General features: G+C 56.8%; 20 protein-coding genes. 11 read left to right on the top strand and 9 right to left on the bottom strand.

Going from position 1 to position 22,570, the window contains the following annotated elements:
- Positions 1–161: 161 nt before the first annotated feature.
- From ybiB to otsB, 3 genes are read right to left on the bottom strand one after another with little or no spacing between them, the layout of a single operon-like run.
- Positions 162–1,136 (bottom strand): DNA-binding protein YbiB, encoded by a 975-nt coding sequence (gene ybiB / locus CR155_RS09730; protein WP_102069825.1) that lies wholly within the window; start codon positions 1,134–1,136, stop codon positions 162–164.
- Between the two features lie 44 nt (positions 1,137–1,180).
- Positions 1,181–2,548, bottom strand: a complete 1,368-nt coding sequence (gene otsA, locus CR155_RS09725; protein WP_102069824.1) for an alpha,alpha-trehalose-phosphate synthase (UDP-forming) — start codon at positions 2,546–2,548, stop codon at positions 1,181–1,183.
- Positions 2,541–3,392 carry a trehalose-phosphatase gene (gene otsB, locus CR155_RS09720; protein ID WP_102069823.1) on the bottom strand — a complete coding sequence of 284 codons (852 nt, stop codon included), beginning with the start codon at positions 3,390–3,392 and terminating at the stop codon, positions 2,541–2,543. Before otsB ends, otsA begins: the two co-directional genes overlap by 8 nt.
- A 171-nt stretch (positions 3,393–3,563) precedes the next feature.
- On the opposite strand from otsB, the gene CR155_RS09715 reads away from it, so the two are divergent.
- The 3 genes from CR155_RS09715 to groL all read left to right on the top strand — a co-directional run bounded on the left by CR155_RS09715 (position 3,564) and on the right by groL (position 6,363).
- Entirely contained in the window at positions 3,564–4,208 is a 645-nt protein-coding gene (locus tag CR155_RS09715) for a diguanylate cyclase (protein ID WP_102069822.1), read from the top strand.
- A 173-nt stretch (positions 4,209–4,381) separates the two neighbouring features.
- Entirely contained in the window at positions 4,382–4,699 is a 318-nt protein-coding gene (groES, locus tag CR155_RS09710; protein ID WP_102069821.1) for a co-chaperone GroES, read from the top strand.
- Between the two features lie 41 nt (positions 4,700–4,740).
- Positions 4,741–6,363 carry a chaperonin GroEL gene (gene groL / locus CR155_RS09705; protein WP_102069820.1) on the top strand — a complete coding sequence of 541 codons (1,623 nt, stop codon included), beginning with the start codon at positions 4,741–4,743 and terminating at the stop codon, positions 6,361–6,363.
- 69 nt (positions 6,364–6,432) lie between these two features.
- On the opposite strand, the gene CR155_RS09700 is transcribed toward groL, so the two are convergent.
- The gene (locus tag CR155_RS09700) at positions 6,433–7,365 is read right to left on the bottom strand and encodes a YicC/YloC family endoribonuclease (RefSeq protein WP_102069819.1); all 933 of its coding nucleotides are present in this window, start codon (positions 7,363–7,365) and stop codon (positions 6,433–6,435) included.
- A 164-nt stretch (positions 7,366–7,529) separates the two neighbouring features.
- Between CR155_RS09700 and rph the strand changes: the two genes are divergently transcribed.
- Entirely contained in the window at positions 7,530–8,279 is a 750-nt protein-coding gene (gene rph, locus CR155_RS09695) for a ribonuclease PH (protein WP_102069818.1), read from the top strand.
- A gap of 19 nt (positions 8,280–8,298) precedes the next feature.
- On the opposite strand, the gene CR155_RS09690 is transcribed toward rph, so the two are convergent.
- The gene (locus CR155_RS09690; RefSeq protein WP_102069817.1) at positions 8,299–9,651 is read right to left on the bottom strand and encodes an MmgE/PrpD family protein; all 1,353 of its coding nucleotides are present in this window, start codon (positions 9,649–9,651) and stop codon (positions 8,299–8,301) included.
- A 49-nt stretch (positions 9,652–9,700) separates the two neighbouring features.
- A complete protein-coding gene (locus tag CR155_RS09685) occupies positions 9,701–10,861 on the bottom strand; it encodes an acyl-CoA dehydrogenase family protein (protein WP_102069816.1) in 1,161 nt (386 codons plus the stop codon).
- 116 nt (positions 10,862–10,977) lie between these two features.
- Here CR155_RS09685 and CR155_RS09680 point away from each other — a divergent pair, with 116 nt between their 5' ends.
- From CR155_RS09680 to CR155_RS09650, 7 genes are all read left to right on the top strand, one after another.
- A complete protein-coding gene (locus tag CR155_RS09680; protein WP_102069815.1) occupies positions 10,978–11,892 on the top strand; it encodes a LysR family transcriptional regulator in 915 nt (304 codons plus the stop codon).
- Positions 11,885–12,502, top strand: coding sequence for an RdgB/HAM1 family non-canonical purine NTP pyrophosphatase (gene rdgB / locus CR155_RS09675; protein WP_102069814.1), 618 nt, complete (start codon positions 11,885–11,887; stop codon positions 12,500–12,502). The genes CR155_RS09680 and rdgB overlap by 8 nt, the downstream gene beginning before the upstream one ends.
- A 76-nt stretch (positions 12,503–12,578) precedes the next feature.
- Complete coding sequence (hemW, locus tag CR155_RS09670) at positions 12,579–13,742, top strand: radical SAM family heme chaperone HemW (protein WP_233214106.1); 1,164 nt, start codon at positions 12,579–12,581, stop codon at positions 13,740–13,742.
- Between the two features lie 188 nt (positions 13,743–13,930).
- Entirely contained in the window at positions 13,931–15,343 is a 1,413-nt protein-coding gene (gene glnA / locus CR155_RS09665) for a type I glutamate--ammonia ligase (protein WP_102069812.1), read from the top strand.
- A 147-nt stretch (positions 15,344–15,490) separates the two neighbouring features.
- Complete coding sequence (gene glnL, locus CR155_RS09660; RefSeq protein WP_102069811.1) at positions 15,491–16,534, top strand: nitrogen regulation protein NR(II); 1,044 nt, start codon at positions 15,491–15,493, stop codon at positions 16,532–16,534.
- Between the two features lie 2 nt (positions 16,535–16,536).
- Positions 16,537–18,048 (top strand): nitrogen regulation protein NR(I), encoded by a 1,512-nt coding sequence (gene ntrC, locus CR155_RS09655; protein ID WP_102069810.1) that lies wholly within the window; start codon positions 16,537–16,539, stop codon positions 18,046–18,048.
- Positions 18,049–18,134: 86 nt separating this feature from the next.
- Positions 18,135–18,743 carry an acyloxyacyl hydrolase gene (locus CR155_RS09650; protein WP_233214080.1) on the top strand — a complete coding sequence of 203 codons (609 nt, stop codon included), beginning with the start codon at positions 18,135–18,137 and terminating at the stop codon, positions 18,741–18,743.
- Between the two features lie 12 nt (positions 18,744–18,755).
- On the opposite strand, the gene CR155_RS09645 is transcribed toward CR155_RS09650, so the two are convergent.
- From CR155_RS09645 to CR155_RS09635, 3 genes are all read right to left on the bottom strand, one after another.
- The gene (locus tag CR155_RS09645; protein ID WP_102069809.1) at positions 18,756–19,538 is read right to left on the bottom strand and encodes an ABC transporter ATP-binding protein; all 783 of its coding nucleotides are present in this window, start codon (positions 19,536–19,538) and stop codon (positions 18,756–18,758) included.
- A gap of 1 nt (position 19,539) precedes the next feature.
- Positions 19,540–21,207 (bottom strand): ABC transporter permease, encoded by a 1,668-nt coding sequence (locus CR155_RS09640; protein ID WP_233214078.1) that lies wholly within the window; start codon positions 21,205–21,207, stop codon positions 19,540–19,542.
- A 73-nt stretch (positions 21,208–21,280) separates the two neighbouring features.
- Positions 21,281–22,330, bottom strand: a complete 1,050-nt coding sequence (locus CR155_RS09635) for a Fe(3+) ABC transporter substrate-binding protein (RefSeq protein ID WP_102069807.1) — start codon at positions 22,328–22,330, stop codon at positions 21,281–21,283.
- Positions 22,331–22,570 lie beyond the last annotated feature (240 nt).

The raw sequence follows: 22,570 nt of genomic DNA, 5'->3' as shown, positions 1-22,570 counted from the left end.
AACGTGAAACGCCTTTGCGCCGATGATAGTGGACGTACGTCTGTGAAAGTAGGTCATCGTCAAGCTCTTATGCAGTAAGAAAACCCCCGCCCGTCTCAACGTGCGGGGGTTTTTGTTTGGGCGCGCGAAAGGCTGGTCATTACTTGACGATGTTCGAGATCTTACGGCTGCATGGATTCCTGGCTGAGGTCCTGGGTGGTAATCCGTACTATGGCGTTGATTTGGGCAATAATTGCTTTTGGAACAGGGATATTTCCTGCAACGACTTCTTCAGTCCATCTGGCGGTGGTGGCGGCGTCGTGACTTTCGGGTAGAACAGGGCTGTCGCGATTCTCTTTTTCGGTCGCGTCGATGAGGGTTTCGCGGCCCTGGTCGTACAGCCATAGTGCCTCGCGTGCAAGCTCGGCGTCTGCAACGGCTTCACCTTCCGTACCGCGGCTCAGCAGCACGCCAATGGGGCCGGCCATACCCGGCTGGCTGAAGTAGTCGGCGAGTGTCTCGCGGTACGCGGGGTGCGTATAGTTGACGAGGCGAAGGGCCGGTTGGCCAAACGGTTGCAACATCTTGGCAAGTGTATGAGCCGAGTTCCTTACACCCAGGACTTGGCGCAGAGCCAGTTGGCGGGCCAGGGCTGGGGCCAGCACATCGATGGAAGCGAAGGCCAGTCGGCTACGGCCAAGTAAACCTTCAATGCTTCTGGCATCCGGTGCAGGCTGAATGCCCAGTTCTGCAAGAATCTCGGCCGTGGTGGTCCTCCCGGGTTCGTTGAGCACGCCATGAATGAATACCGGTATTCCTCGTTTGCTAAGCAGCAGTGCCAACAAGGGCACGAGATTCGGGCGCCGGCGCGCCCCGTTATAGCTGGGAATCACCACAGGTGTCCCGACAGGCGAGCTCAGACGATCGATTGTAGTGTGCACCGCATCAAGCATGCCCGCCAGTTCCTGCGGCGTTTCACCCTTGATACGGTACGCGAGCAACAGGGCGCCGAGCTCCAGGTCGCTGATCCGATTGGCGAGAACCGCTCCATAGACAGCATAGGCATCGTCACGGCCTAGGCCACGGGCACCGCGGGCACCGCGGCCCACCTCCCGGATATAGATGGCGCACGGAAATGGTTCGGACGGATTCGGCATGATGATGAATGGTGTAGGTTACTGGGTTAGGACCTGAAAGAATTTCAGGAGCCCAAGTCGTTCAGGAACCGGTCGCGCCAGACTGAAAGGTTATTCTTTTTGAGTATGCCCATCAAATGCTCGTATCGCTGTTTTCTTTCCTCCAGCGGCATGTTCAGCGCTCTATCCAAGCTGTCTGCCATTCCTTGAACGTCGTACGGATTGACCATCAAGGCGCCTTCGTGCATCTCGGCCGCAGCACCCGCAAACTCGGACAATACCAGCACGCCGGGATCTTCTGCCGGTTGCGAGGCCACGTACTCTTTGGCGACCAGATTCATGCCGTCGCGTAATGGCGTCACCAGCCCCACCTGAGATACCCGGAAAAACGACATGAGCAAGGTACGCTCATACGAACGGTTCATATAGCGGATGGGGGTCCATGACAGTTCGGTCCATTTTCCGTTGATGCGCCCAGCCGTGCTCTCGAGCTGACGTCGGATCTGACGGTAGCCCTGCACATCTTGTCGAGATGGCGGCGCTATCTGTACAAGTGTTACCTTCCCACGGTGCTGCGGAGAACTTTCAAGCAGGCATTCGAATGCATCGAAGCGCTCGATAAGGCCTTTGCTGTAATCAAGACGGTCCACGCTGACGATAAGCTTCCGATGTTGCAAGCCTTCTCTCAGCGCGTCCAGTGGCTTGGAATGACGGGATTCTTTGGAAAGCGTCCTTATTTGCTCAGGCTGGATCCCTATCGGATAGGCACCTACTTTTATGGAACGGTCGCCTAGCCTGACGGTGTCACCGATATGGATCGCGCCGAGATGCCGGGTGGTGTAGTCGATGAAGGCCTGTACGTCGCTCTGGGTCTGAAATCCCACCAGGTCGTAGGCACACATCGATTCGACGAGTTCCTGATGCGACGGGATGGTGCGCAGCACCGAGGGGCTCGGAAACGGGATATGAAGGAAAAAACCGATTTTATTCTTTATTCCAAGGCTGCGGCAGGCTTGGCCAAAGGGAATCAGATGGTAATCATGCACCCAGATGATATCGTCGCTCGCGATTGATGACGTCAGTATTTGTGCGAATCGCCGATTGACGGCGCGATAGCCGCTGTAGTCGCGACGGATATAGCGGCTCAGGTCGATCCGGTAGTGGAAAGTCGGCCAAAGCACACCGTTGGAAAAACCTCGATAGTATTGGTCGTATTCCCGCTGGGTAAGCGCGACTGTAATGAAATCGATATTTTTCTCACTGTGGGTCAATGGCGGCTGTACGGGATCTGTTTCGATTTCTCCGTTCCAGCCCAGCCAGATCCCGCCCATTCCTCGCAAGGCATCCAGGACACCCACAACCAGGCCTCCGGCGGAGCTTTTACCCTCGGTGATAGACGCGACCCGATTGGATACGACGATTAGTCTACTCATTGGGTTGCCTCCCCTCTGTTGAGATATCTCCGTCATCGTACAGACGTTTAGCAAGAAGCGAACTCAGCCACTCAACGAGTGCCGGCGGATCGGCCAACCGCCAGCTGGCGTGCGTCGCACCAGTGCCAATCTTGATGGTGATTCCATTCATCGCGTTGACAATGCGAAATGCCGATTCATCGGTGAGATCATCACCAACGAAGAGCGGCGTGCGTCCCTGGAATGGCGCCATACCCATGAACCGTTCAATGGCCTTGGCTTTGCTGGCCCCTCGCGGCTTTATTTCGACCACCATTTTGCCTTCCTGTATCTCGAAGTCACCGTTGTGGTTTACCAGTGCGTCGGCTGCAAGCTGACGTATTTCGTCCTCGAACTGAGGTGCCTGACGGAAATGGAGCGCTATGGACAGAGCCTTGCGTTCGACTATCGTGCCCGGCAATTGGCCCATTGCAGTTTCCACGATGGCGCTGACTTGTCTCAGGCTATCCTGAGAAACGCCCATCGTTTCGATTTTTCCGTTTGGCGGTTTTATTCGCGCTCCATGCAGTGCGGCATAAGGTAGAAGCAAGGGTCCAAGAAGCCGGTCGATGTCCGGCGAGTCACGACCCGACACGATGGCGAGGGAGCCGGCGCTTGCCCGATAGAGATCATCAAGCACATGGAGGGTGGTAGCCGGGACATTCGCTTGATCCGGTGTTGGTGCAATGGGGGCCAGGGTGCCATCGAGGTCTAGGAAGATTGCCAAGTCGGCAAGTGATGGTCGAGGCAGTGGTCTGGCAGGCAACTTCCCGGTATTGTGCAATACCTGATCCCCTGTCGATCCGTGGTTCGTGTCTGTTGACATGGTGGGAATCTCGCTAATTAAATGCTGTAAGGAGAGTCTGGTCTATAAATACCAGTCATGCGTGACGGATGCAAGCGTTGTTGCGCCAACATCTCCCCATATCGTCGGAAGGCTTGCAATTCTGGCGCGTAATGCATAAATTTTCCGGACGTGTCTCGTATGGAGGTTTGCATGAATATATTCGAATTGGTGTCCATGCATATGAAAGCAATGCGACTGCCACTGTATGCCGTAACCGTCAGCATGGCCGATCAGGTCAACACGCCGGCGCTCCTCATCATGCACTGGCATGGGTTCAGGCGTGTGACGCCGTTGACGCTTCCTGATGTCAACCTACCCGCGCGGCCTGTACCGGATTCAGTGCTGCAACTGGATGCCACTTGGAGCAGGCCCGAAGCACTTGACCAGCCTCTATTGAATGCCGCTTGGCAATTCGGTGCGTGGGATCTCGAGCGCGTGGAACATAAGGCATGGTGGCGACCGGGTGCACCGGCAACCGAGGCGCTTGCCTGTCAGCGCGCCTTTGGATGCTATGCGGGCGCTGTGGATGCCGCGTGTCCCGTCGTTACATCCGCCCAGACGGCTAATGACCGTGAGGTATTACTGGAACTCGCAGCGCGGCGCGGATACGTGCGCTGGTTGTTTCGGCCCCGACGGGGAGGAATCTGGGCGACATTAGCTGACAAGGATGACAGTGTCGACAAAACTGGCGGCCGCACATTGCCTTGTCCGATCAAGGCAGCACCACGGGGGGCTGGCGCAGCCCGCACGGTTTATCGTCTTGGCCGGGTGGACCATCTGATTCTTTCTGGTTGATTCAGTAGGTTGTTGCAACTGGATACCAAATTCAAGCTTGAAGTTGTGAAGGGCGACCCTTACATTTTCATCCGTTGGTTATTCTGACCAGCAACTGGCCGCCTTGCCTATTATTACCGGTAAGGCTGGCCGCGTCTCTTTTCTGATGAACGTTATGAGTAAGGAGAATGTACATGAAGATTCGTCCCCTCCATGATCGAGTTATCGTCAAGCGAACCGAGCAACAGCGCAAGACGGCCTCGGGCATTGTCATACCCGATACAGCTGCTGAGAAGCCCGAGCAAGGCGAGGTGATCGCCGTAGGCAAGGGCAAGGTGCTGGCCGATGGCACCGTGCGCCCCATGGAGTTACAGCCCGGCGACCAAGTGATTTTCGGCAAATATTCAGGTCAGACCGTGAAGGTCGATGGTGAAGAACTGCTGGTACTCCGCGATGAGGACATCATGGGTGTACTGGAAGATGGTCGCAAGGACCTGAAGAAGGTCGCCTGATTATCCTGATTGTCAGTTGAGACTTTGGAGGTAAGAACAAAATGAGTGCGAAGGATATCCAGTTTCATGATAGCGCCCGAAGCCGCATTACAACGGGCGTCAATATTCTGGCCGACGCGGTCAAGGTAACGCTCGGACCAAAAGGGCGAAATGTCCTGCTCGAACGCAGCTTCGGCTCGCCCATCGTTACCAAGGACGGCGTATCGGTCGCCAAGGAAATCGAACTCAAAGACAAGTTCGAGAACATGGGAGCGCAGATCGTCAAGCAGGTCGCATCCAAAACGTCTGATGTCGCGGGAGATGGAACCACTACGGCAACCGTATTGGCGCAAGCCATTGTGCGGGAAGGGATGAAGCACGTAGGTTCGGGACACAATCCCATGGACTTGAAGCGTGGTATCGATCTCGCAGTCTCCCGCGTGGTGGAGGAACTGCGTTTGCTGTCCAAACCGATCTCCACCAATAGGGAAATTGCCCAGGTGGCCGCTTTGTCGGCCAACGCGGATGAGGCGATCGGCAAAATCATTGCCGAGGCAATGAACAAAGTCGGCAACGAGGGCGTGATCACTGTTGAAGATGGAAAATCACTCGAGAATGAACTTGATGTCGTCGAGGGGATGCAGTTCGACCGTGGCTACCTGAGTCCTTACTTCGTCAACGACCCCGATAAACAAACCGCTTATCTTGAAGATCCGCTCATCCTTCTTTGCGAGAAGAAGATCTCCAGTATCCGCGAGCTGCTGCCGATTCTGGAGGCAGTCGCCAAGACGGGTAAGCCTTTGCTCATCGTCGCTGAAGACATCGAAGGTGAGGCCTTGGCTACGTTGGTGGTAAACGCGATGCGCGGTGTATTGAAGGTCGCTGCGGTCAAGGCGCCTGCATTCGGTGATCGCCGCAAGGCCATGCTCGAGGATATTGCCATTCTGACTGGCGCGACGGTGATTTCGGAAGAAACAGGCAAGCAGCTCGACAAGGCCGGGCTCGACGACCTCGGTAGCGCCAAGCGTGTTGAAGTTCAAAAAGATACCACCATCATCATCGACGGTGCCGGAGAAAAGACCCGCATAGACGGCCGGATCAAGGCAATTCAGGCCCAGATCGAGCAGGCTAGCAGCGACTACGACCGTGAGAAATTTCAGGAACGTGTAGCCAAGCTGGCGGGCGGTGTCGCGGTGATCCGGGTTGGCGCCGCCACGGAGGTCGAAATGAAGGAAAAGAAAGACCGGGTTGATGACGCCCTGCATGCCACGCGTGCCGCAGTGGAAGAAGGAATTGTTCCTGGCGGTGGTGTGGCGTTGCTGCGGGCACGCTCAGCTCTATCCTCGCTCACGGGTCGCAATGGGGATCAGGATGCCGGTATTCAGATTGTGGCGCGCGCGCTCGAAACGCCACTGCGCACGATCGTCGCGAATGCCGGCGACGAGCCATCCGTGGTGTTGTCCCGTGTGGTCGAAGGTGAAGGTACATTCGGGTATGACGCAGCAACCGGTAATTATGGCGACCTAGTCGAGCTGGGCGTTGTCGATCCGACAAAAGTCACTCGAACGGCATTGCAGAATGCGGCTTCGATCGCAGGTCTGATCCTGACCACCGACGCGACAGTGGCTGAGATACCCAAGGAAGATAAATCACCCGCCATGCCAGCGCCCGAAATGGACTTCTGATCGCCACGCCTTTTAAGTTGTGGCCGGCGGCTTCGCAAAAAAGGCGAGGCCGCTTTTTTCTTTCGTGCGCTATTCGATGTTCTGCGCCTGCTCGCGCATTTGTTCGATGAGCAATTTGAGGTCAATGGCCGCCCGCGTAACGCTCAGGGCGCTGGCCTTGGACCCCAGGGTATTGGCTTCCCGGTTCATTTCCTGGAAAAGGAAGTCCAGGCGCTTTCCAGCACTACCGCTATTCTTCTTGTCTTTACGGCCCATCGTTTCGCCGGTGCTCAGCAGATGCTGGAGTTCAGCGATATGCGAGCGCAAGCGGGACAACTCTTCGGCGACATCGATACGCATGGAAAAAAGAGAGGTCTCCTGGGCTATGCGGGCAGTTAGTTCCGCGCCGCTGATGTGGGCGAAGCCATCTGGGCTCACGGCGTTCAACGTATCGCGCAGCTTGTTGTTGAGCTTATCCTGATGCTCGGCAAGCAAGACTGGTAGCTGCATTTCAACCTGATCCACGATCTGGCTGACCTCCAATGCGCACTCGTGCATGATCGTTGCAAGTCGTTGGCCTTCACGTTCGCGGGCTGCCTGCATTTCGGCAAGTGCCTGGGTGGCGGCCTCCAGACACATGGCGGTCCAGATATCCGGGTCCAGGCCCGTGTTTTCGGCAACACCTGACGCATTCAGAAGTTCGGTAAGGCGCGGCGCGGGGACATCCGGAATGACGCGACGCGCGTCCTGGAGCTGCGCTGCCAGCGTCGATAAATATTCAGGGTCGAGGCTTACCCTTGCGCGAGTGTCGCTGCGTACATAATTGACACGGACTTCAACCTTCCCCCGTGCGACCACCGTACCGAGTTTTTCCCGAATAGCGCTTTCAACCATGCGGAGGTCTTCGGGCAGGCGGAAGTTGACGTCGAGGAATCTGCTATTGACGGTACGGAATTCGATGGTGACACTGCCTTGGGCGGATTCCGCACGGGCATTGCCGAAAGCGGTCATGCTTCGGATCATGAGAAGGAATTCCTGTTGTGGACGCAAAGGTTATATTGTAAGGCTGCTCTCAGTGAGGACCGTAATGCAGCGGCGGCCGAACCGTAGTACGGCGCGCCGCACCACGCCTTGGCGTCAGGGTATCATTCCCTCCTTGATTCTTGACATTGTATTGGAGCCTCCCTTTGTCCGAAGCCACACCCGCAGCTACCGACGATTCCGCCCGCCCCACAGGCCGTGCAGCCACTGAATTACGCCCGCTTTCCATCGAGACCGGGTATACCCGCCATGCGGAAGGCTCGGTATTGATCAAGGCTGGCGACACACATGTCTTGTGCAACGCCAGCGTACTGGAAAAAGTGCCGCCTTTCCTGAAGGGTAAGGGGCAGGGATGGGTCACTGCCGAATATGGAATGCTTCCCAGATCCACACACACACGCTCTGATCGGGAAGCGGCCCGCGGTAAGCAAAGCGGCCGCACCCAGGAGATACAGCGCTTGATCGGCCGCAGCTTGCGAGCCGTATTCGACTTGAATGCGTTGGGCGAGCGTACGCTGCATCTCGATTGCGACGTGCTCCAAGCCGATGGGGGAACCCGCTGTGCCAGCATCACGGGAGCCTGGCTGGCGGCCGCGATCGCTACGCGTGGATTGCTGCAGCAGGGCGTTCTGACCTCCGATCCCATTCTGGATCATGTGGCGGCTGTGTCGGTGGGGCTGGTCAACGGCCGCCCGGTGCTGGACCTGGATTACATTGAAGATTCCGGCTGTGGCGCCGACATGAACATTGTCATGACGGGCGCCGGTGATTTTGTGGAAGTGCAAGGAACCGCCGAAGGCCAGAACTTTACTCGGCAAGCACTGGATGCATTACTGGATTTGGCGCGCGACGGCATAGTCCAGCTTGTGGCAGCCCAGAAACAGGCGCTGGGCTGAAGGCCACGACTTGCGAACGCTAGGCGACGAAGCGGCCCACCATTTGCAGGTTAGCGAGATCCCATACTTTCCTGATCAAGGCCTGGCTTTCTTCCTTGCTGGCGGCATTGCGGTAGGTACCCAGTCTGAGGGCCTTGTCTTCAATTTCAGCTCTGCTCAGGGTGTTTCCGGGGTCTCCCTTGGGCTCATCGACACGAGCGGTCAGACGGCGGCCATCACGGGTTTGTACGGTGACCTTGCCGATCCACTGCCGTGGATAGGCGCTATTGACCTCGTCGTCGAGCTCCATTGAAACCCGGGATCTGAACGCGGCGATGACAGGGTCGTCCAGGCCCGCGTCGAATTCCGGGAGGCCAGCACGTCGTTGTTGAGCGATGAGGCCCAGCACCGTGCCCATGGAGAATTTGGACTGGTGGACGGAGGTCGGATTCGTGACAGGGCCGAGCACATCGATAGCGCCCTGGTGGACATGAGCAACGACACTTGCAATGTCGTCGATTGATAAGTCATTGATCTGGACGATGTCGAGCAGTGCATCGGCGGCAGGATGAGTATGGCGGCAGGAAGCATGAAACTTGAACGAGGTCTCGAGAACTGTCCAGCGCGCTCCCAGTCTGTCGGTCAGCTTTGCTGGGTCAGCGTCCTGCGACATGCCGGCGCCCATGCCTTGCGCACCTTCCAGAATACGCCGGGCGCCGGTAAACCCGTCGTGTGCCAAATAGGCAGCGGTCAGTCCATTTGCAGCCGCCTTGGCCGTATGGAGTTGTTTCGAATCGGCGGCGTCGCGCAGGAATTCCCACAAACCGGCGGCCTGCGTGCCCGCTGAGCCGAGCGCATGGAGCATTTGCTGATTGTTCAGATTCAACAGGCGTCCCACGGCTACTGCAGCCGCCAATGTGCCAGCTGTTCCGGTTGTGTGAAAGACTTTGTAGTGCGAGCGCCCTAGAAATTCGCCCACCCGTATTCCAACCTCGTAGCCAGCCACGCATGCGACCAGCAGGTCTTTGCCGGATCGCCCCAAGGCCTGGGCCGTGGCAATCGCTGGTGGAAAAACCACGGCAGCGGGATGAAACACCGAGCCGTTATGGACATCGTCCTGCTCAACCATATGGGCGGCCGCCGCATTGACCATGGCAGCAAAAAGAGGGCTTGTGCTGCGGCGGGTCACCATGTTTTCCGAGGGACCGCTGGTCGGTCCCATGGTGTCGGCGAATTGCGCGATGGCCTGCACTGCGCGCGCGCTGGATCCAGCCAGTGTGGAAGCGAGGCAATCCAGCATCAGGTCTTCGGTGCGGCGCAACACATTATCGGGAATGTCTTCGTATACGAGTTGGGCCGCGAATTCGGCGAGTTCGGCACTGGGATGAGTCATTTCAAGGTTCCAGCCAGGTTACGGTAGAGAAGGGAAATGGGTCGTACGCTTAAAAAGAGCGTGGCAGGCCCAGCACGTGCTCGGCAACGTAGGAAAGTATAAGGTTGGTCGAAATTGGAGCGACCTGGTATAAGCGGGTTTCGCGGAACTTTCGTTCAATATCGTATTCATTCGCAAAGCCGAAGCCGCCGTGGAACTGCAGGCAGGCATTGGCGGCTTCCCACGATGCATCGGCGGCAAGAAGCTTTGCCATATTCGCCTGGGCGCCGCAAGGCTGATGCGCATCGTACAGTCGGCACGCCTCGTAGCGCATAAGGCTGGCTGCCTCGACGTTGATGTGCGCCCTGGCAATAGGGAACTGCACTCCCTGGTTCTGCCCAATAGGACGGTTGAAGACAATGCGCTCCTTTACGTACGCAGACACTTTGTCGATGAACCAGTGCCCGTCGCCGATGCATTCGGCGGCAATCAAGGTACGTTCGGCGTTCAGTCCGTCCAGTATGTACTTGAAGCCTTTGCCTTCTTCTCCGATGAGGTTCTCGGCAGGAATCTCGAGATTGTCAAAGAACAGTTCATTTGTCTCATGATTGACCATGTTCAATATGGGACGCACTTCCATGCCCTTTCCGATGGCTTCATGCAAATCAACGATAAAGATCGACATCCCTTCGGATTTTTTCTTCACCTGGTCCAGAGGTGTGGTGCGCGCAAGGAGTATCATCAGGTCGGAATGCTGTATGCGCGAGATCCACACTTTTTGACCATTGATCACATAGCGGTCGTTCTTCCGGACGGCCATGGTCTTTATCTTCGTAGTGTCGGTGCCGGTCGTGGGTTCGGTCACACCCATGGACTGCAGGCGTAGCTCGCCTGTGGCAATGCGCGGCAAATAGCGCAGTTTTTGTTCCTTGGAACCATGGCGCAACAATGTACCCATGTTATACATCTGACCATGGCATACGCCTGAATTGCCGCCGCTACGATTGATTTCCTCCATGATGACCGACGCTTCGGTCAGGCTCAATCCCGAGCCGCCGTATTCTTCCGGTATCAGGGCGGCGAGCCATCCGGCTTCGGTCAGGGTCTTGACAAATTCTTCGGGGTAGCCCCGCTCGTGATCAACCTTGCGAAAATACTCAGGTGGAAACTGGGAACACAAGTCGCGTATGGCGTCGCGGATTTCCTGGAAGGGCTGAATGGATTGCTGCATGGCGTGATGGCGTCCGGTTTCATTACAATGACACTAACTTTGCCCTAATGCGACTTGCTTGCCAATTATTGCTTGCTTAAGCCCGGGTTTGCCAATTTTGAAGAGAATACTTATAGATGGCAATGCATTTTGATCTGACCGACATGCAGCTCATGGTCAACGTCGCTGGCGCCCAAAGCATGACGAAGGGGGCGGAGCGATCATTCTTGTCGTTGCCCGCAGCCAGCAATCGAGTGAAGAACCTCGAGAATCACCTGGGAACCGCACTCTTCTATCGTAACAGCCAAGGGGTCACACTCACGCCATCGGGAGAAGCTTTCGTGCGGCATGCGCGTGTGGTGCTCCGCCAGCTCGAACATCTCCGTGGCGACATACAGGAGTACGCCAGCGGTGTTAAGGGACGGGTGAGGGTGTATGCCAATACGACAGCCATGAACGAATTCATGCCTACGATACTAGCCAATTATCTCGCCGCGCACCCTGACGTCAATGTCGAGCTGCGCGAACGTCTCAGCTATCTGGTGGTCAAGGCAGTGGCGGACGGCAGCGCGGATATCGGCATTACCGCGCAGGCTGGCGGCGGAGAAAGCATTGAATTCCTTCCTTATCGGACCGATCGCCTGGTCCTCATCACGCACCAGGATCATGCCTTGGCCGCCAATGCGGCGGTCGATTTCGATGAAACACTGGTTTATGACTACGTAGGACTCTCCGAAGCCAGCGCCATCCATGCATTCCTGCTGCAGGCGGCCGACGATCTCGGTCGGGTATTGCGCTTCCGGGTGGAGGTCAGTAATTTCGAGGCGGCGTGCCGCATGATCGCCGCTCAGGTAGGAATAGGGGTCATTCCCGAATCGGCGGCCCGGCGCTACGTCAAGGATCTACCGCTGAAAATAATCACCTTGAACGATGCATGGGCGTTGCGACGACTGCATATTTGTGTCAAACAGTTCGATAAGCTGCCGGTCTTTGCCAAAGAGCTGGTTTCCCTGCTGGTCAAGGACGGCGCAACGGAGAAAAGTAGTGAATAAAGTCGTATTGGCTTCGAACAATCCAGGGAAATTGAAAGAGTTCTCCGCCATCCTCCAGCGCGCCAACATCACCATGGTGGCGCAAGGGGAACTCGGAGTGCCCGAGGCGGAGGAGCCCCACCCGACTTTTGTCGAGAATGCGTTGGCCAAGGCGCGACACGCCAGTCGGCTGACCGGCCTGCCAGCGCTGGCAGACGATTCCGGTCTGAGCGTGGCTGCGCTCGGTGGCGCGCCCGGGGTGTATTCCGCGCGGTTCGCTTCGATGGCGGGAGGTGAAAAGTCAGATGCTGCCAACAATGGGTATCTGGTGCAGCAATTGACGGGTGTCGAGGATCGCCGCGCATCCTATGTGGCGGTGCTGGTGTATCTTCGATCTGCTGACGATCCCATGCCTGTCATTGCGCAAGGCATATGGCAGGGAATGATCGTGGATACGCCCAGAGGCAGCAATGGCTTCGGCTACGATTCTCACTTCTTTCTCCCGGCCTTGGGCAAGACGGCGGCTGAACTCGAACCGGATGAAAAGAACCGGTCCAGTCACCGTGCACAGGCCTTGACCTTGTTGTTGCAAGCGCTGAACGATCAAGCCGCCACCACCGCCACGTCCTAATTTCGAGAACCAGGTGCATCCCACATTCCCCAAAGCAACCGAAGGACGGACAAAAAATCCCGGTGTCGTTCCCCGTATCGGCCCCTCATCGGCGCTTACCAGTCTTCCTCCCTTGTCCTTGTACGTGCATGTGCCATGGTGCGTGCGCAAGTGTCCTTACTGCGATTTCAACTCCCATGAACTGAAGAATGAGGTGCCCGAGCGAGAGTATCTGGACGCCTTGCAGGCCGATCTCGAACAGGCGCTCCCACTCATATGGGGACGGCAAGTCATCTCCATCTTCATCGGGGGCGGCACGCCGAGTTTGCTCTCCGCCAGTGCGTTGGACGAGATGCTGGCAATGTTCCGCGCTTTATTGAATCTGCTACCCGACGCCGAAATAACGATGGAGGCCAATCCTGGCACAGTCGAGGCCGGACGCTTTACCGACTATGCGGCCAGCGGCGTGAACCGCATGTCTTTGGGCATTCAGAGTTTCGATGATGCGGCACTCAAGGCCCTGGGCCGGGTGCACGACGCCCGGCAGGCCAGGGCTGCGATCGAGATTGCGCAACGCTCGGTCGACCGGGTCAATCTGGATTTGATGTATGCCTTGCCGGGGCAATCCGTGGAGGCCTGTGCAAATGACCTGCGGCAGGCCATGTCGTTTCAGACCGGGCATTTGTCCCTTTATCATCTGACACTCGAGCCCAATACCGTATTTGCCAAGTACCCGCCTGTCGTGCCCGATGACGACACCAGCGCGGCAATGCAGGATCTCATCACCGAAGCGACGAGCGCGGGTGGCTGGGAACAGTATGAAGTATCGGCTTACGCCAAGCCTGGCCAACGCTGCCTGCACAACCTGAATTACTGGGAGTTTGGCGACTACCTTGGTATTGGTCCCGGCGCCCACGGAAAATTATCGTTCCATGACAGGATCATTCGGCAGGCGAAACACAAGAACCCGGCGTCCTGGATCGAGAAATCGGTACGTCGCGATGGCAGCCATATCTCTGAAGAGCGTGTCATCGGGCCGCACGAACTGGGTTTTGAGTTCATGCTGAATGCGTTACGGCTCAAGGATGGCGTCGCGTCCGGCAGTTTCAAGGAGCGCACGGGTTTATCTCTGCTGTCCATCAAGGCCACCGTCGATCGCGCCAGGTCCAGGGGGCTGCTTGAACCCGAACTTGGGCGGTTCCGGGCGAGCTCCCTGGGTTGGCGGTTCCTGAACGATTTGCAGGCCGAATTTCTTGAATAGTGCCGAAGGTTCGATTAATGCACTACGTTTTGCCCCATAGTGGTGCCTTATGTACCGTTATGGGGAATCATTACGGCGTAGACTTACAATTTGCGCCGTAATGGCCCGTTAAAAACAGGCATGGCCTTTGCTTAAGGTTATTCGTCTCTCTTTCATTTTTCCGATTCTATTGGTGCAGGAGCCCCTATATGTCCACCCCTGAAGAAGTTGTCAAGCTAATTGCCGATCGTGAAGTTACTTTCGTCGACTTTCGCTTTACCGACACGCTTGGTAAAGAGCATCACCTCACTGTGCCGGCGCACACGGTGGACGAAGAAAAGATGGAAACCGGCGTGGCGTTTGATGGTTCGTCCATTGCGGGATGGAAAGGCATTGAAGCTTCCGACATGGTGTTGATTCCCGACGCCAATACGGCCCACTTGGACCCGTTCCGCGAAGAGAACACACTGATCCTTACGTGCGATGTAGTGGAACCGTCGGACCTCAAGGGTTATGATCGCGATCCCCGTTCGCTCGCCAAGCGTGCTGAAGCCTACCTCAAGTCCAGTGGACTGGGCGATACCGCTTACTTCGGTCCCGAGCCAGAATTTTTTATCTTCGACGGCATTACCTGGAACGATGACATGTCGGGTTGTTTCGTCAAGATCAAGTCCGACGAAGCTCCCTGGTCCAGCGGCATCGATATGGACGGCGGCAACCAAGGGCATCGGCCAGGTCTGAAGGGCGGCTACGTACCGGTATCCCCCGTCGATGGTTTCCAGGATATGCGTTCCGAAATGTGCTTGCTGCTGGAACAGCAGGGCGTTCCTGTCGAAGTGCATCATCACGAAGTGGCGGGCCAGGGCCAACTGGAAATAGGCACCCAATTCAGCACATTGGTTCAGCGCGCAGACTGGAACCAGATCTTGAAGTACACCGTGCGAAATGTGGCACACGTATACGGTAAGACCGCCACTTTCATGCCCAAGCCCATCGTTGGCGACAATGGTTCTGGGATGCATGTGCACCAGTCCATCTGGAAAGACGGCCAGAATCTTTTTGCTGGAAACGGCTATGCGGGCCTGTCCGAATTCGCGCTTTATTACATCGGCGGCATCATCAAGCATGCCAAGGCCTTGAACGCCATCACCAACCCAGGCACCAATTCATATAAGCGCCTGGTTCCCCACTTCGAAGCGCCGGTCAAGCTCGCTTATTCGGCACGCAATCGCTCTGCGTCAATCCGCATTCCGTATGTCAGCAGTCCCAAAGGCCGCCGTGTCGAGGCCCGGTTCCCCGATCCGCTCGCCAATCCTTACCTGGCATTCTCGGCGCTGATGATGGCCGGCCTGGACGGTGTGCAGAACAAGATCCATCCTGGAGATCCAGCGGACAAAAACCTGTATGACCTACCTCCCGAAGAGGATGCAAAGATTCCAACGGTCTGCGCATCGCTGGAAGAGGCCATTGCGGCGCTGGACCAGGATCGCGAGTTCCTGACCCGTGGCGGCGTATTCAGCAACGATATGCTCGATGCCTATATCGAACTGAAGATGGCCGAAATCACCCGCCTGCGGATGACTTCGCATCCCGTCGAGTTCGACATGTACTACAGCATTTAAACCGCCTGGACGCGCTGCGCGTAATGCGCGCAGCGCGTTGAAACCGGTCATGCGATGAGGCCCCGCGCCGGCACCTTGCCCCTTGGCTGCTGCGGCGTTGCCTGTCCTAGTACTATTAATCCGACCTTCGGGTTGTAAAGGCGGATCATGGACGTAGCGAGTTACGATTTATTGTCGACGGCAATCTTGCTTTTACATGCCGATGGATCGATTCGACACGCCAACACGGCGGCAGAAGAGTTATTCGGCCTATCGCGTCGCCAGCTTGCCGGTATGCCGGCCCATCACCTGTTTGGTTCCGACACTTCTCTGCAAAGCCGGTTTCCGGATGCGATTGATGGCAAGTTCGGTATCCTTCGACAGGATCTCGTCATCGACCGTTCAGGTGTTTCAGTGCCCATCAGCCTGGCCATCGTTCCATTGCATAAGCAGGAATGGGCGGCGCTGCTGGAAGTGCGTGTCATCGAACACCATATCCTGATCGATCGGCACCAGCAGCTCAGCAAGGAATTGGCGGCACAGAGGGAGTCCTTACGGAACTTGGCGCACGAAGTAAAGAATCCATTAGGCGGGATACGAGGCGCAGCTCAACTGCTGGAGGCCGAACTGGATTCGGATGCCTTGTCCGAGTATACCCAGGTCATCATCGCCGAAGCGGACCGCCTGGGTGGGCTTGTTGACCGGCTGATTGCTCCGCAGGGGGAGACCTTGCGCAAGGCACCGTTCAATATTCATCAGATCTGCGAGAGGGTCTACACACTGGTCAGGGCCGAGTTCCCACGCATTGAAATCGTCCGCGACTACGATGCGTCCGTGCCCGACCTGCATGGTGATTTCTCCCGCTTGCTGCAGGCATTTCTGAACGTGACCCGTAATGCGGCGCAAGCATTATCGGAAAATCCCGACCCGGATGCGCCCAGACTCACCGTTCGCACCCGGGTCGGGCGGCAGCTGCTGCTCGCCACTCATCAAGCCAAGCTGGGTATTGTGGTTTCCATCGTTGATAACGGGCCCGGAATACCAGCAGAGCTGCATGACAAAATCTTTCATCCCCTGGTTACCGGCAGGGCCAACGGTACCGGATTGGGCCTGAGCCTGGCCCAGGAGTTCGTGCAACAACATGGCGGAATCATTGAGTTCGATTCACGCCCGGGTCATACCGAGTTCCGGATGATTCTGCCTTTGGAGTAAAGATGAAACCGGTATGGATTATTGACGATGATCAAAGCATCCGTTGGGTGCTTGAAAAAGCATTGGCCAGGGTTGGTATTCCTGCCCGGGCTTTTGCCAGCGCCGCCGAAGTACTGGAGGCGCTCGAAGCCGCCATCCCTTCCGTGCTGGTGACTGACATCCGGATGCCGGGCCTGGACGGACTTAGCCTGTTGCACCGCATCAAGGAGGACCATCCGGACTTGCCGGTGATCGTCATGACAGCCTTCACCGACTTGAACAGCACGGTCGCGGCATTCCAGAAAGGGGCTTTCGACTACCTGCCCAAGCCCTTCGATGTCAATGCCGCCATCGCATTGATACAGCGCGCTGCCCAGTCCACGGGTGCGGAGAGCGAGGACGTAGCTGAACGCCACGCCGTTTCGACCAGTAGCGAAGGTATCATGCTGCAGTCCTCCTCGCCCGCCATGCAAGAGGTCTTCCGTGCAATAGGACGCCTTGCTTCTTCCAGCGTCACGGTATTAATCACTGGCGAGTCCGGCACCGGCAAGGAGCTCATTGCAAAGGCCCTCCATACCCACAGCAATCGTGCAGACGGCCCTTTCGTCGCGTTGAATGCGGCAGCCATACCCAAAGATTTGCTGGAAGCCGAGTTATTCGGCCATGAGCGCGGTGCATTCACGGGCGCTACACAGCAGCGCCGGGGCCGCTTTGAGGAGGCGCGCAATGGCACGTTGTTTCTCGACGAAATCGGCGACATGCCTTTCGAGTTGCAAACGCGCTTGTTGCGCGTTCTGGCAGAAGGCAACTTTTATCGTGTCGGCGGATCACAGGCCATCAACGCTGACGTCCGTATCGTCGCCGCGACCCACCAGCCGCTTGAGCAGCGGGTAGCGGAAGGACGTTTCCGGGAAGATCTGTTTCATCGGTTGAATGTAATCCGTCTCAGGCTTCCACCGTTGCGTGAAAGGAAAGAAGATATCCCGGCACTCGTCCAGCTGTTCATGCAGAACAGTGCACGTGACCTCGGTGTACCAGTCCGACGCCTGTCACCCCAAGCCCTGCAGGTAATGTCCGGATTCGATTATCCAGGCAACATCCGGCAGTTGGAGAATTTTTGCCAGTGGCTGACGGTCATGTCGTCCAGCCAGATTATTGAATCCAAGGACCTGCCACCTGAAGTCTTCGGTGCGCCGCACAGCGACGCTACGCAAACAGTGGCCAGCGTAGAGGTTGCCGCCGGCGATTTCCGTCGGGAAGGTTACCATGCCCCCGCAAGTCAGCCGGACGCCATATCCGCCCTGGAGATGTCCTGGACAACTTTGCTGGGTCGAGAGGTACAGGCCAGGTTGAGTCGCAACGAGCCGGCAATCATGGCAAGCTTCACTCGGGATTTTGAGCGCGTACTAATCGAGTCGGCACTGCTGCATAGTCGGGGGCGCCGCATGGAAGCGGCTCAGCGACTTGGAATCGGGCGCAATACGCTGACCCGCAAATGCAGTGAACTCGGTTTGAATGACGAAGCGGGCGATTGAAGCTTTGATACCAATCAGTGCGGGTTTAATATGGATCGGGCACACTGTTTGCTTGTGCTGATCATCTCGTATTTCAAGGAATATTCATGCATTTCATGAACGCTTTACCGCAGTTCGTTTTCCGTCATGTAGTGCCGGTCATCGCGCTGGCTGTGCTGGCCGCCGCGCTACCGGCTGGCGCCCAGCCCGTAGGCAGCTCGCAGCCAGTTTCTCCGACAACGATCGCATCGGATACGGGACGCTCAGGTAACGGTCTAGGACTACGGATAGGGTATTTCGATGACTATCGCAATGTCAGCCTTTTTCATGAGACGGCGCCGTGGTGGAGTTATCGGCTGCAAAACGGTTGGGGAAGGTTGGATTTGAACGGTGAGCTTGGGCTTACGTACTGGGACGCCACCCATGGCCGTCCGGATTCATTGTGGCAATTGAGCGCTACGCCGATGTTGCGCTGGTGGCCCAATGAATTTGTTTACACCGAAATTGGCGTAGGAGCCACGGTACTGAGCCGCACCCGTTTTGCCGACAAAAATTTGGGTTCTGCGTTCCAGTTTGGCAACCATATCGGCGTGGGAGTGCTCATCAGCCCGGCACATCAGGTGGGACTTCGGTTCTCGCATTTTTCGAATGCGGGAATCAAGGAACCCAATGACGGTCTGGATGTCGTCCAGCTTACTTATACCTATCGTTATTAAGCAGCGGGTCGCTTAGCTTGCCTCTCCTCGCAGATAGGCCTGAGCGCGTTGTGCCATCAAGGCTTCCCGCTTGACGAAATCCGCGACGAAGGCATTCACTGGGCTGTGGTGTATGCCGTAAGGGGTGTCCCATTGAGCGATCACGCCATTCCTCATGACACCAATACGGTCCGCAATGGCAAACGCTTCGGCTTGATTATGGGTGACCAGTATCGCGGTGTGACCGGTTCTTTTCAGAATATCCCGCACCTCAAAAGCGAGCCGCTCCCGGGTATCGACGTCCAGGTTGGAAAAAGGCTCATCAAGCAGCAGGAGTTCAGGTTCGGGAGCCAGTGCGCGCGCAAGCGCCACGCGCTGCTGCTGGCCGCCCGAGAGCTCATGTGGATAACGCTGTCCGGAACCTTCCAGGCCCGCTAGGCATAGCAGCTCGTCGACGCGCTGCTTGCGTCGCTGTCGGTCCCATCTGCGCAATCCGAAACCGATATTTTTTTCGACGCTAAGATGCGGGAACAACGCATAGTCCTGGAACATCATGCCGACATTCCGGTGTTCGGGTTCGACTTGTTCGTTGTCGGACGAAAGCACCGTGGTACCCAGCGATATGGAACCGGCACGCAGGGGCTCGAAGCCCGCTATCGCGCGCAATACGGTGGTCTTCCCACAACCGGAGGCCCCCAGCAGACAGCCGATATGGCCTTTCTCCAAGTTAAGCGAAAGGTTGTCCACGACCGGCACCACGCCGTTCTGGGTGTCGTAGGCAAGCGAGATATGATCGAGTTTGAGTAGTTCGGACATACTATTGGGTCGACTTGAATTGAGTACGCGCCAGCAGGACTACCGGCAGTAAGCCTGCAAGCACAATGGCCAGCGCCGCAACGGATCCTTCTTCATACGTTCCCCGGGCTGCCTCGGCGTAAAGCCAGGTCGCTAGTGTGTCGAAATTCACCGGCCTCAACAGAAGCGTGGCCGGCAGTTCCTTCATGGCATCGACGAATATCAGCAGGGCGGCTGCCCCCAGCGCCGGACGCAACAGCGGAAGGTGGATGCGTCGCAAGGTACCGCTGGAGGTTTCGCCCAAGAGGCGTGCCGCCTGTTCCATGGACGGTGGAATGCGTGCCAGGCCTGACTCTATTCCGCCTATCGATATGGCGAGAAATCGTATGACGTAAGCACATACAAGCGCTGTCGTGGTCCCCATCAGCAGGAGGCCGGGGTCCGCATTGCCGAGTAATTTCCAGAGCCAGGCTCCGAGGTTACCCAGGAATACGATGGGACTTAGCAAGCCAATGGCCAGTACGGTGCCCGGTATGGCATAGCCGGACGTGGCAATTCGGGCGCAAAGCCGAGGCAGGGTGAACGTGGACCCATTTCGTATGGTGCGCGCCGCCCATGCGACGACGAGCCCGCAGGCGATCGTGGCAACGGTGGCAATCAGCGCGATCTTGACAGTGTTGTAGCCGCTCATCAATAACTGGTCCGAGACCGATCCCACACGATTGAAGTGCTTGATGGTTTCATTCAGCAGGTATAAGGCGGGTGCCACGAAGCCGATCACGACCGGTATCCATCCGAGCATGAAAGCAACGGCGGCCGCGGGCCCTTTCAGTTTTCTGGGCTGCATAGCCCTCGTGCGCTGGGTGCTCGCGTAGCGTTGTCGGCGCCTTCCATGGCGCTCGGTAAGTATCAGCACTGCGACGATAGCCAACATGGCGAGGGCAATCTGGGCGGCTCCGGCGAGATCTGAGCGGGTGACCCACGTCGTATATACGGACACCGTAAGGGTCTGCACGCCCAGGAATTCGGAGGCGCCGATGTCGTTTAGTGTTTCAAGCAGCGCCAGGCTGACTCCCACAGCGATCGCTGGGCGTGCCATGGGCAATGCAACGCGGAAGAAAGTGCTGCGGCTTGATTCTCCCAACACCCTGGCTGCCTCCAGGAGACTGGCTGCCTGGGTGGAAAACATGATGCGGGTGCTGAGGTAGACGTAGGGATAGAGTACGAAACCCAGCAAGAATATTGCGCCGGGCAAGGAGCGCAGATCAGGCAGCCGGAATTGTCGGGGGCTGTCGTATCCCAATGCGTCTCGCAACAGTGTTTGTACGGGACCAATGGGATGAAGAATGTCGAGGTAGGCGAATGCGACGATGTAGGTTGGAACGGCCAACGGCAGCAAGAGCGCCCACGACAGGATGCGCTGGGAAGGAAACTGGAATGCCGTAATGAGCCAGGCGCTTCCTACTCCCAGGGATGTGACCAATACGCCTACGCCGACAAGCAGCAGCACCGTATTCAAGAAGGCCGTCGGCAGAACATAAGAGAGCAGATGGGACCAGTGCCCGGCCGTGCCTTGCAAAGCGTACCAGCATAGTGTGGCGATGGGAGCGAGCACGCACAGCGCGATCAGGATCGTGCCGACCCGCCAGCCCAGGCCAGCCTCACATGAGAAAAAACGGCGCAGATGCAACAGCGGGGGTTCCTGCAAAAAACGGAAGAACGCGGGCGTTATGGCTCGCGTTCCAGGAGGCAACGTCAAGTTTTTAGTTGTTGAATCCAACTTTGTCCACCAATTCGCTTGCCTGCTTGCGATGCTTGGCGATTTCAGCCAGAGGTAGCGGATCTACAACCAGAGGACCGAAACTCGCGACTACTGGATCCAGCTTGATACCTTCTTTGATCGGATATTCATAATTGGCATTCGCATACAAGCTCTGGGCTTTATCAGAGACCAGGTATTCAAGCAACTTGACGGCATTTTCTTTATTTGGAGCGTGTTTCGCGACAGATGCGCCGGAAATATTAACATGGGTGCCGCGACTCTTCTCGCTGGCGAACGTGGGGCGTACGACTTTGATGGCATCGCCCCATTTGCGGGCATCTGTGCCCGGTTCGGCATTTTTCATGCGGCCGACATAATAGGCATTGGCGATGCCGACATCGCAGATACCGCCAAGGATGTCACGCGCCACGTCGCGATCTCCGCCGGAAGCCTTGCGCCCCAGGTTATTCTTGACATTGCGCAACCATGCTTCAGTGGCTTCTGCGCCATTGTGCGCGATCATGGCCGCGATCAGTGCCGTGTTGTATGGATGTTGTCCTGACCGTATGCAGACCTTACCCTTCCATTTTGGGTCGGCAAACGCCTCGTAGGTGAGGGCGTTGACGTCGAGATCTTTCGCGACATAGGCAACCCGGTCGCGTAGCGATAAGGCATACCATTGGTTGTTGGTTCCACGCAGGTTTGCGGGTATGGTGTCGTTCAATACCTTGGATTCGATGGGCTGCGTGATGCCGGCTTCAACAAGGTCAAGCAAATTGCCGATGTCGACCGTCATGAGCAGGTCGGCTGGAGACTTTTCGCCTTCCGCTTTTACACGCTCGATCAAACCATCTTTGACGAAAACCGTATTGACCTTGATGCCTGTGTCCTTGGTGAACTCTTCCAGAAGCGGCTGGATGAGTTGAGGCTCGCGCGTTGTATACAGACTGACATCGGCCGCCGTTGCAGCACCAGAGGCCGCGCAAAGGGCTGTAAAGCCAGCAAGCATTAAAGACCGAAACAAGGGCCGTGGCTCTCGGGTAAAACGCATGTAAGCATCTCCTGGGCGAAAAGTTAAGAATGAATTTGGTAGTGACTGAAACGGCTAAATTCGAATAGAAATGATTCTCATATAGATGCTGTAAGATACCAGACTATCCGCAACTATTCAATTGAAAATCGAGTCGATTCTGCTCAGGATGCGGTCGTTTTCAGGATTTATTTGATTTATCTTAAATGGCTTGCAGTTATCGCTCGAAAGAGGCTGTGGTCCATGTGGCTGGAGCTGTAA

This window comes from Pollutimonas nitritireducens (assembly GCF_002849615.1).
Lineage (GTDB): Bacteria > Pseudomonadota > Gammaproteobacteria > Burkholderiales > Burkholderiaceae_B > Pollutimonas > Pollutimonas nitritireducens.
The sequence above is the reverse complement of the archived record's forward strand: the minus strand, read 5'-3'. Positions and strand labels throughout refer to the sequence as shown.

What these genes read in the sequence shown, in the direction of transcription:
- CR155_RS09645 (WP_102069809.1), bottom strand. Translation starts at nt 19,538, where the DNA reads ATGTCCGAACTACTCAAACTCGATCATATCTCGCTTGCCTACGACACC.
- CR155_RS09700 (WP_102069819.1), bottom strand. Translation starts at nt 7,365, where the DNA reads ATGATCCGAAGCATGACCGCTTTCGGCAATGCCCGTGCGGAATCCGCC.
- CR155_RS09690 (WP_102069817.1), bottom strand. Translation starts at nt 9,651, where the DNA reads ATGACTCATCCCAGTGCCGAACTCGCCGAATTCGCGGCCCAACTCGTA.
- groES (WP_102069821.1), top strand. Translation starts at nt 4,382, where the DNA reads ATGAAGATTCGTCCCCTCCATGATCGAGTTATCGTCAAGCGAACCGAG.
- CR155_RS09635 (WP_102069807.1), bottom strand. Translation starts at nt 22,330, where the DNA reads ATGCGTTTTACCCGAGAGCCACGGCCCTTGTTTCGGTCTTTAATGCTT.
- otsB (WP_102069823.1), bottom strand. Translation starts at nt 3,392, where the DNA reads ATGTCAACAGACACGAACCACGGATCGACAGGGGATCAGGTATTGCAC.
- ybiB (WP_102069825.1), bottom strand. Translation starts at nt 1,136, where the DNA reads ATGCCGAATCCGTCCGAACCATTTCCGTGCGCCATCTATATCCGGGAG.
- groL (WP_102069820.1), top strand. Translation starts at nt 4,741, where the DNA reads ATGAGTGCGAAGGATATCCAGTTTCATGATAGCGCCCGAAGCCGCATT.
- otsA (WP_102069824.1), bottom strand. Translation starts at nt 2,548, where the DNA reads ATGAGTAGACTAATCGTCGTATCCAATCGGGTCGCGTCTATCACCGAG.
- CR155_RS09650 (WP_233214080.1), top strand. Translation starts at nt 18,135, where the DNA reads ATGCATTTCATGAACGCTTTACCGCAGTTCGTTTTCCGTCATGTAGTG.
- glnL (WP_102069811.1), top strand. Translation starts at nt 15,491, where the DNA reads ATGGACGTAGCGAGTTACGATTTATTGTCGACGGCAATCTTGCTTTTA.
- glnA (WP_102069812.1), top strand. Translation starts at nt 13,931, where the DNA reads ATGTCCACCCCTGAAGAAGTTGTCAAGCTAATTGCCGATCGTGAAGTT.
- CR155_RS09680 (WP_102069815.1), top strand. Translation starts at nt 10,978, where the DNA reads ATGGCAATGCATTTTGATCTGACCGACATGCAGCTCATGGTCAACGTC.
- ntrC (WP_102069810.1), top strand. Translation starts at nt 16,537, where the DNA reads ATGAAACCGGTATGGATTATTGACGATGATCAAAGCATCCGTTGGGTG.
- CR155_RS09685 (WP_102069816.1), bottom strand. Translation starts at nt 10,861, where the DNA reads ATGCAGCAATCCATTCAGCCCTTCCAGGAAATCCGCGACGCCATACGC.
- CR155_RS09715 (WP_102069822.1), top strand. Translation starts at nt 3,564, where the DNA reads ATGAATATATTCGAATTGGTGTCCATGCATATGAAAGCAATGCGACTG.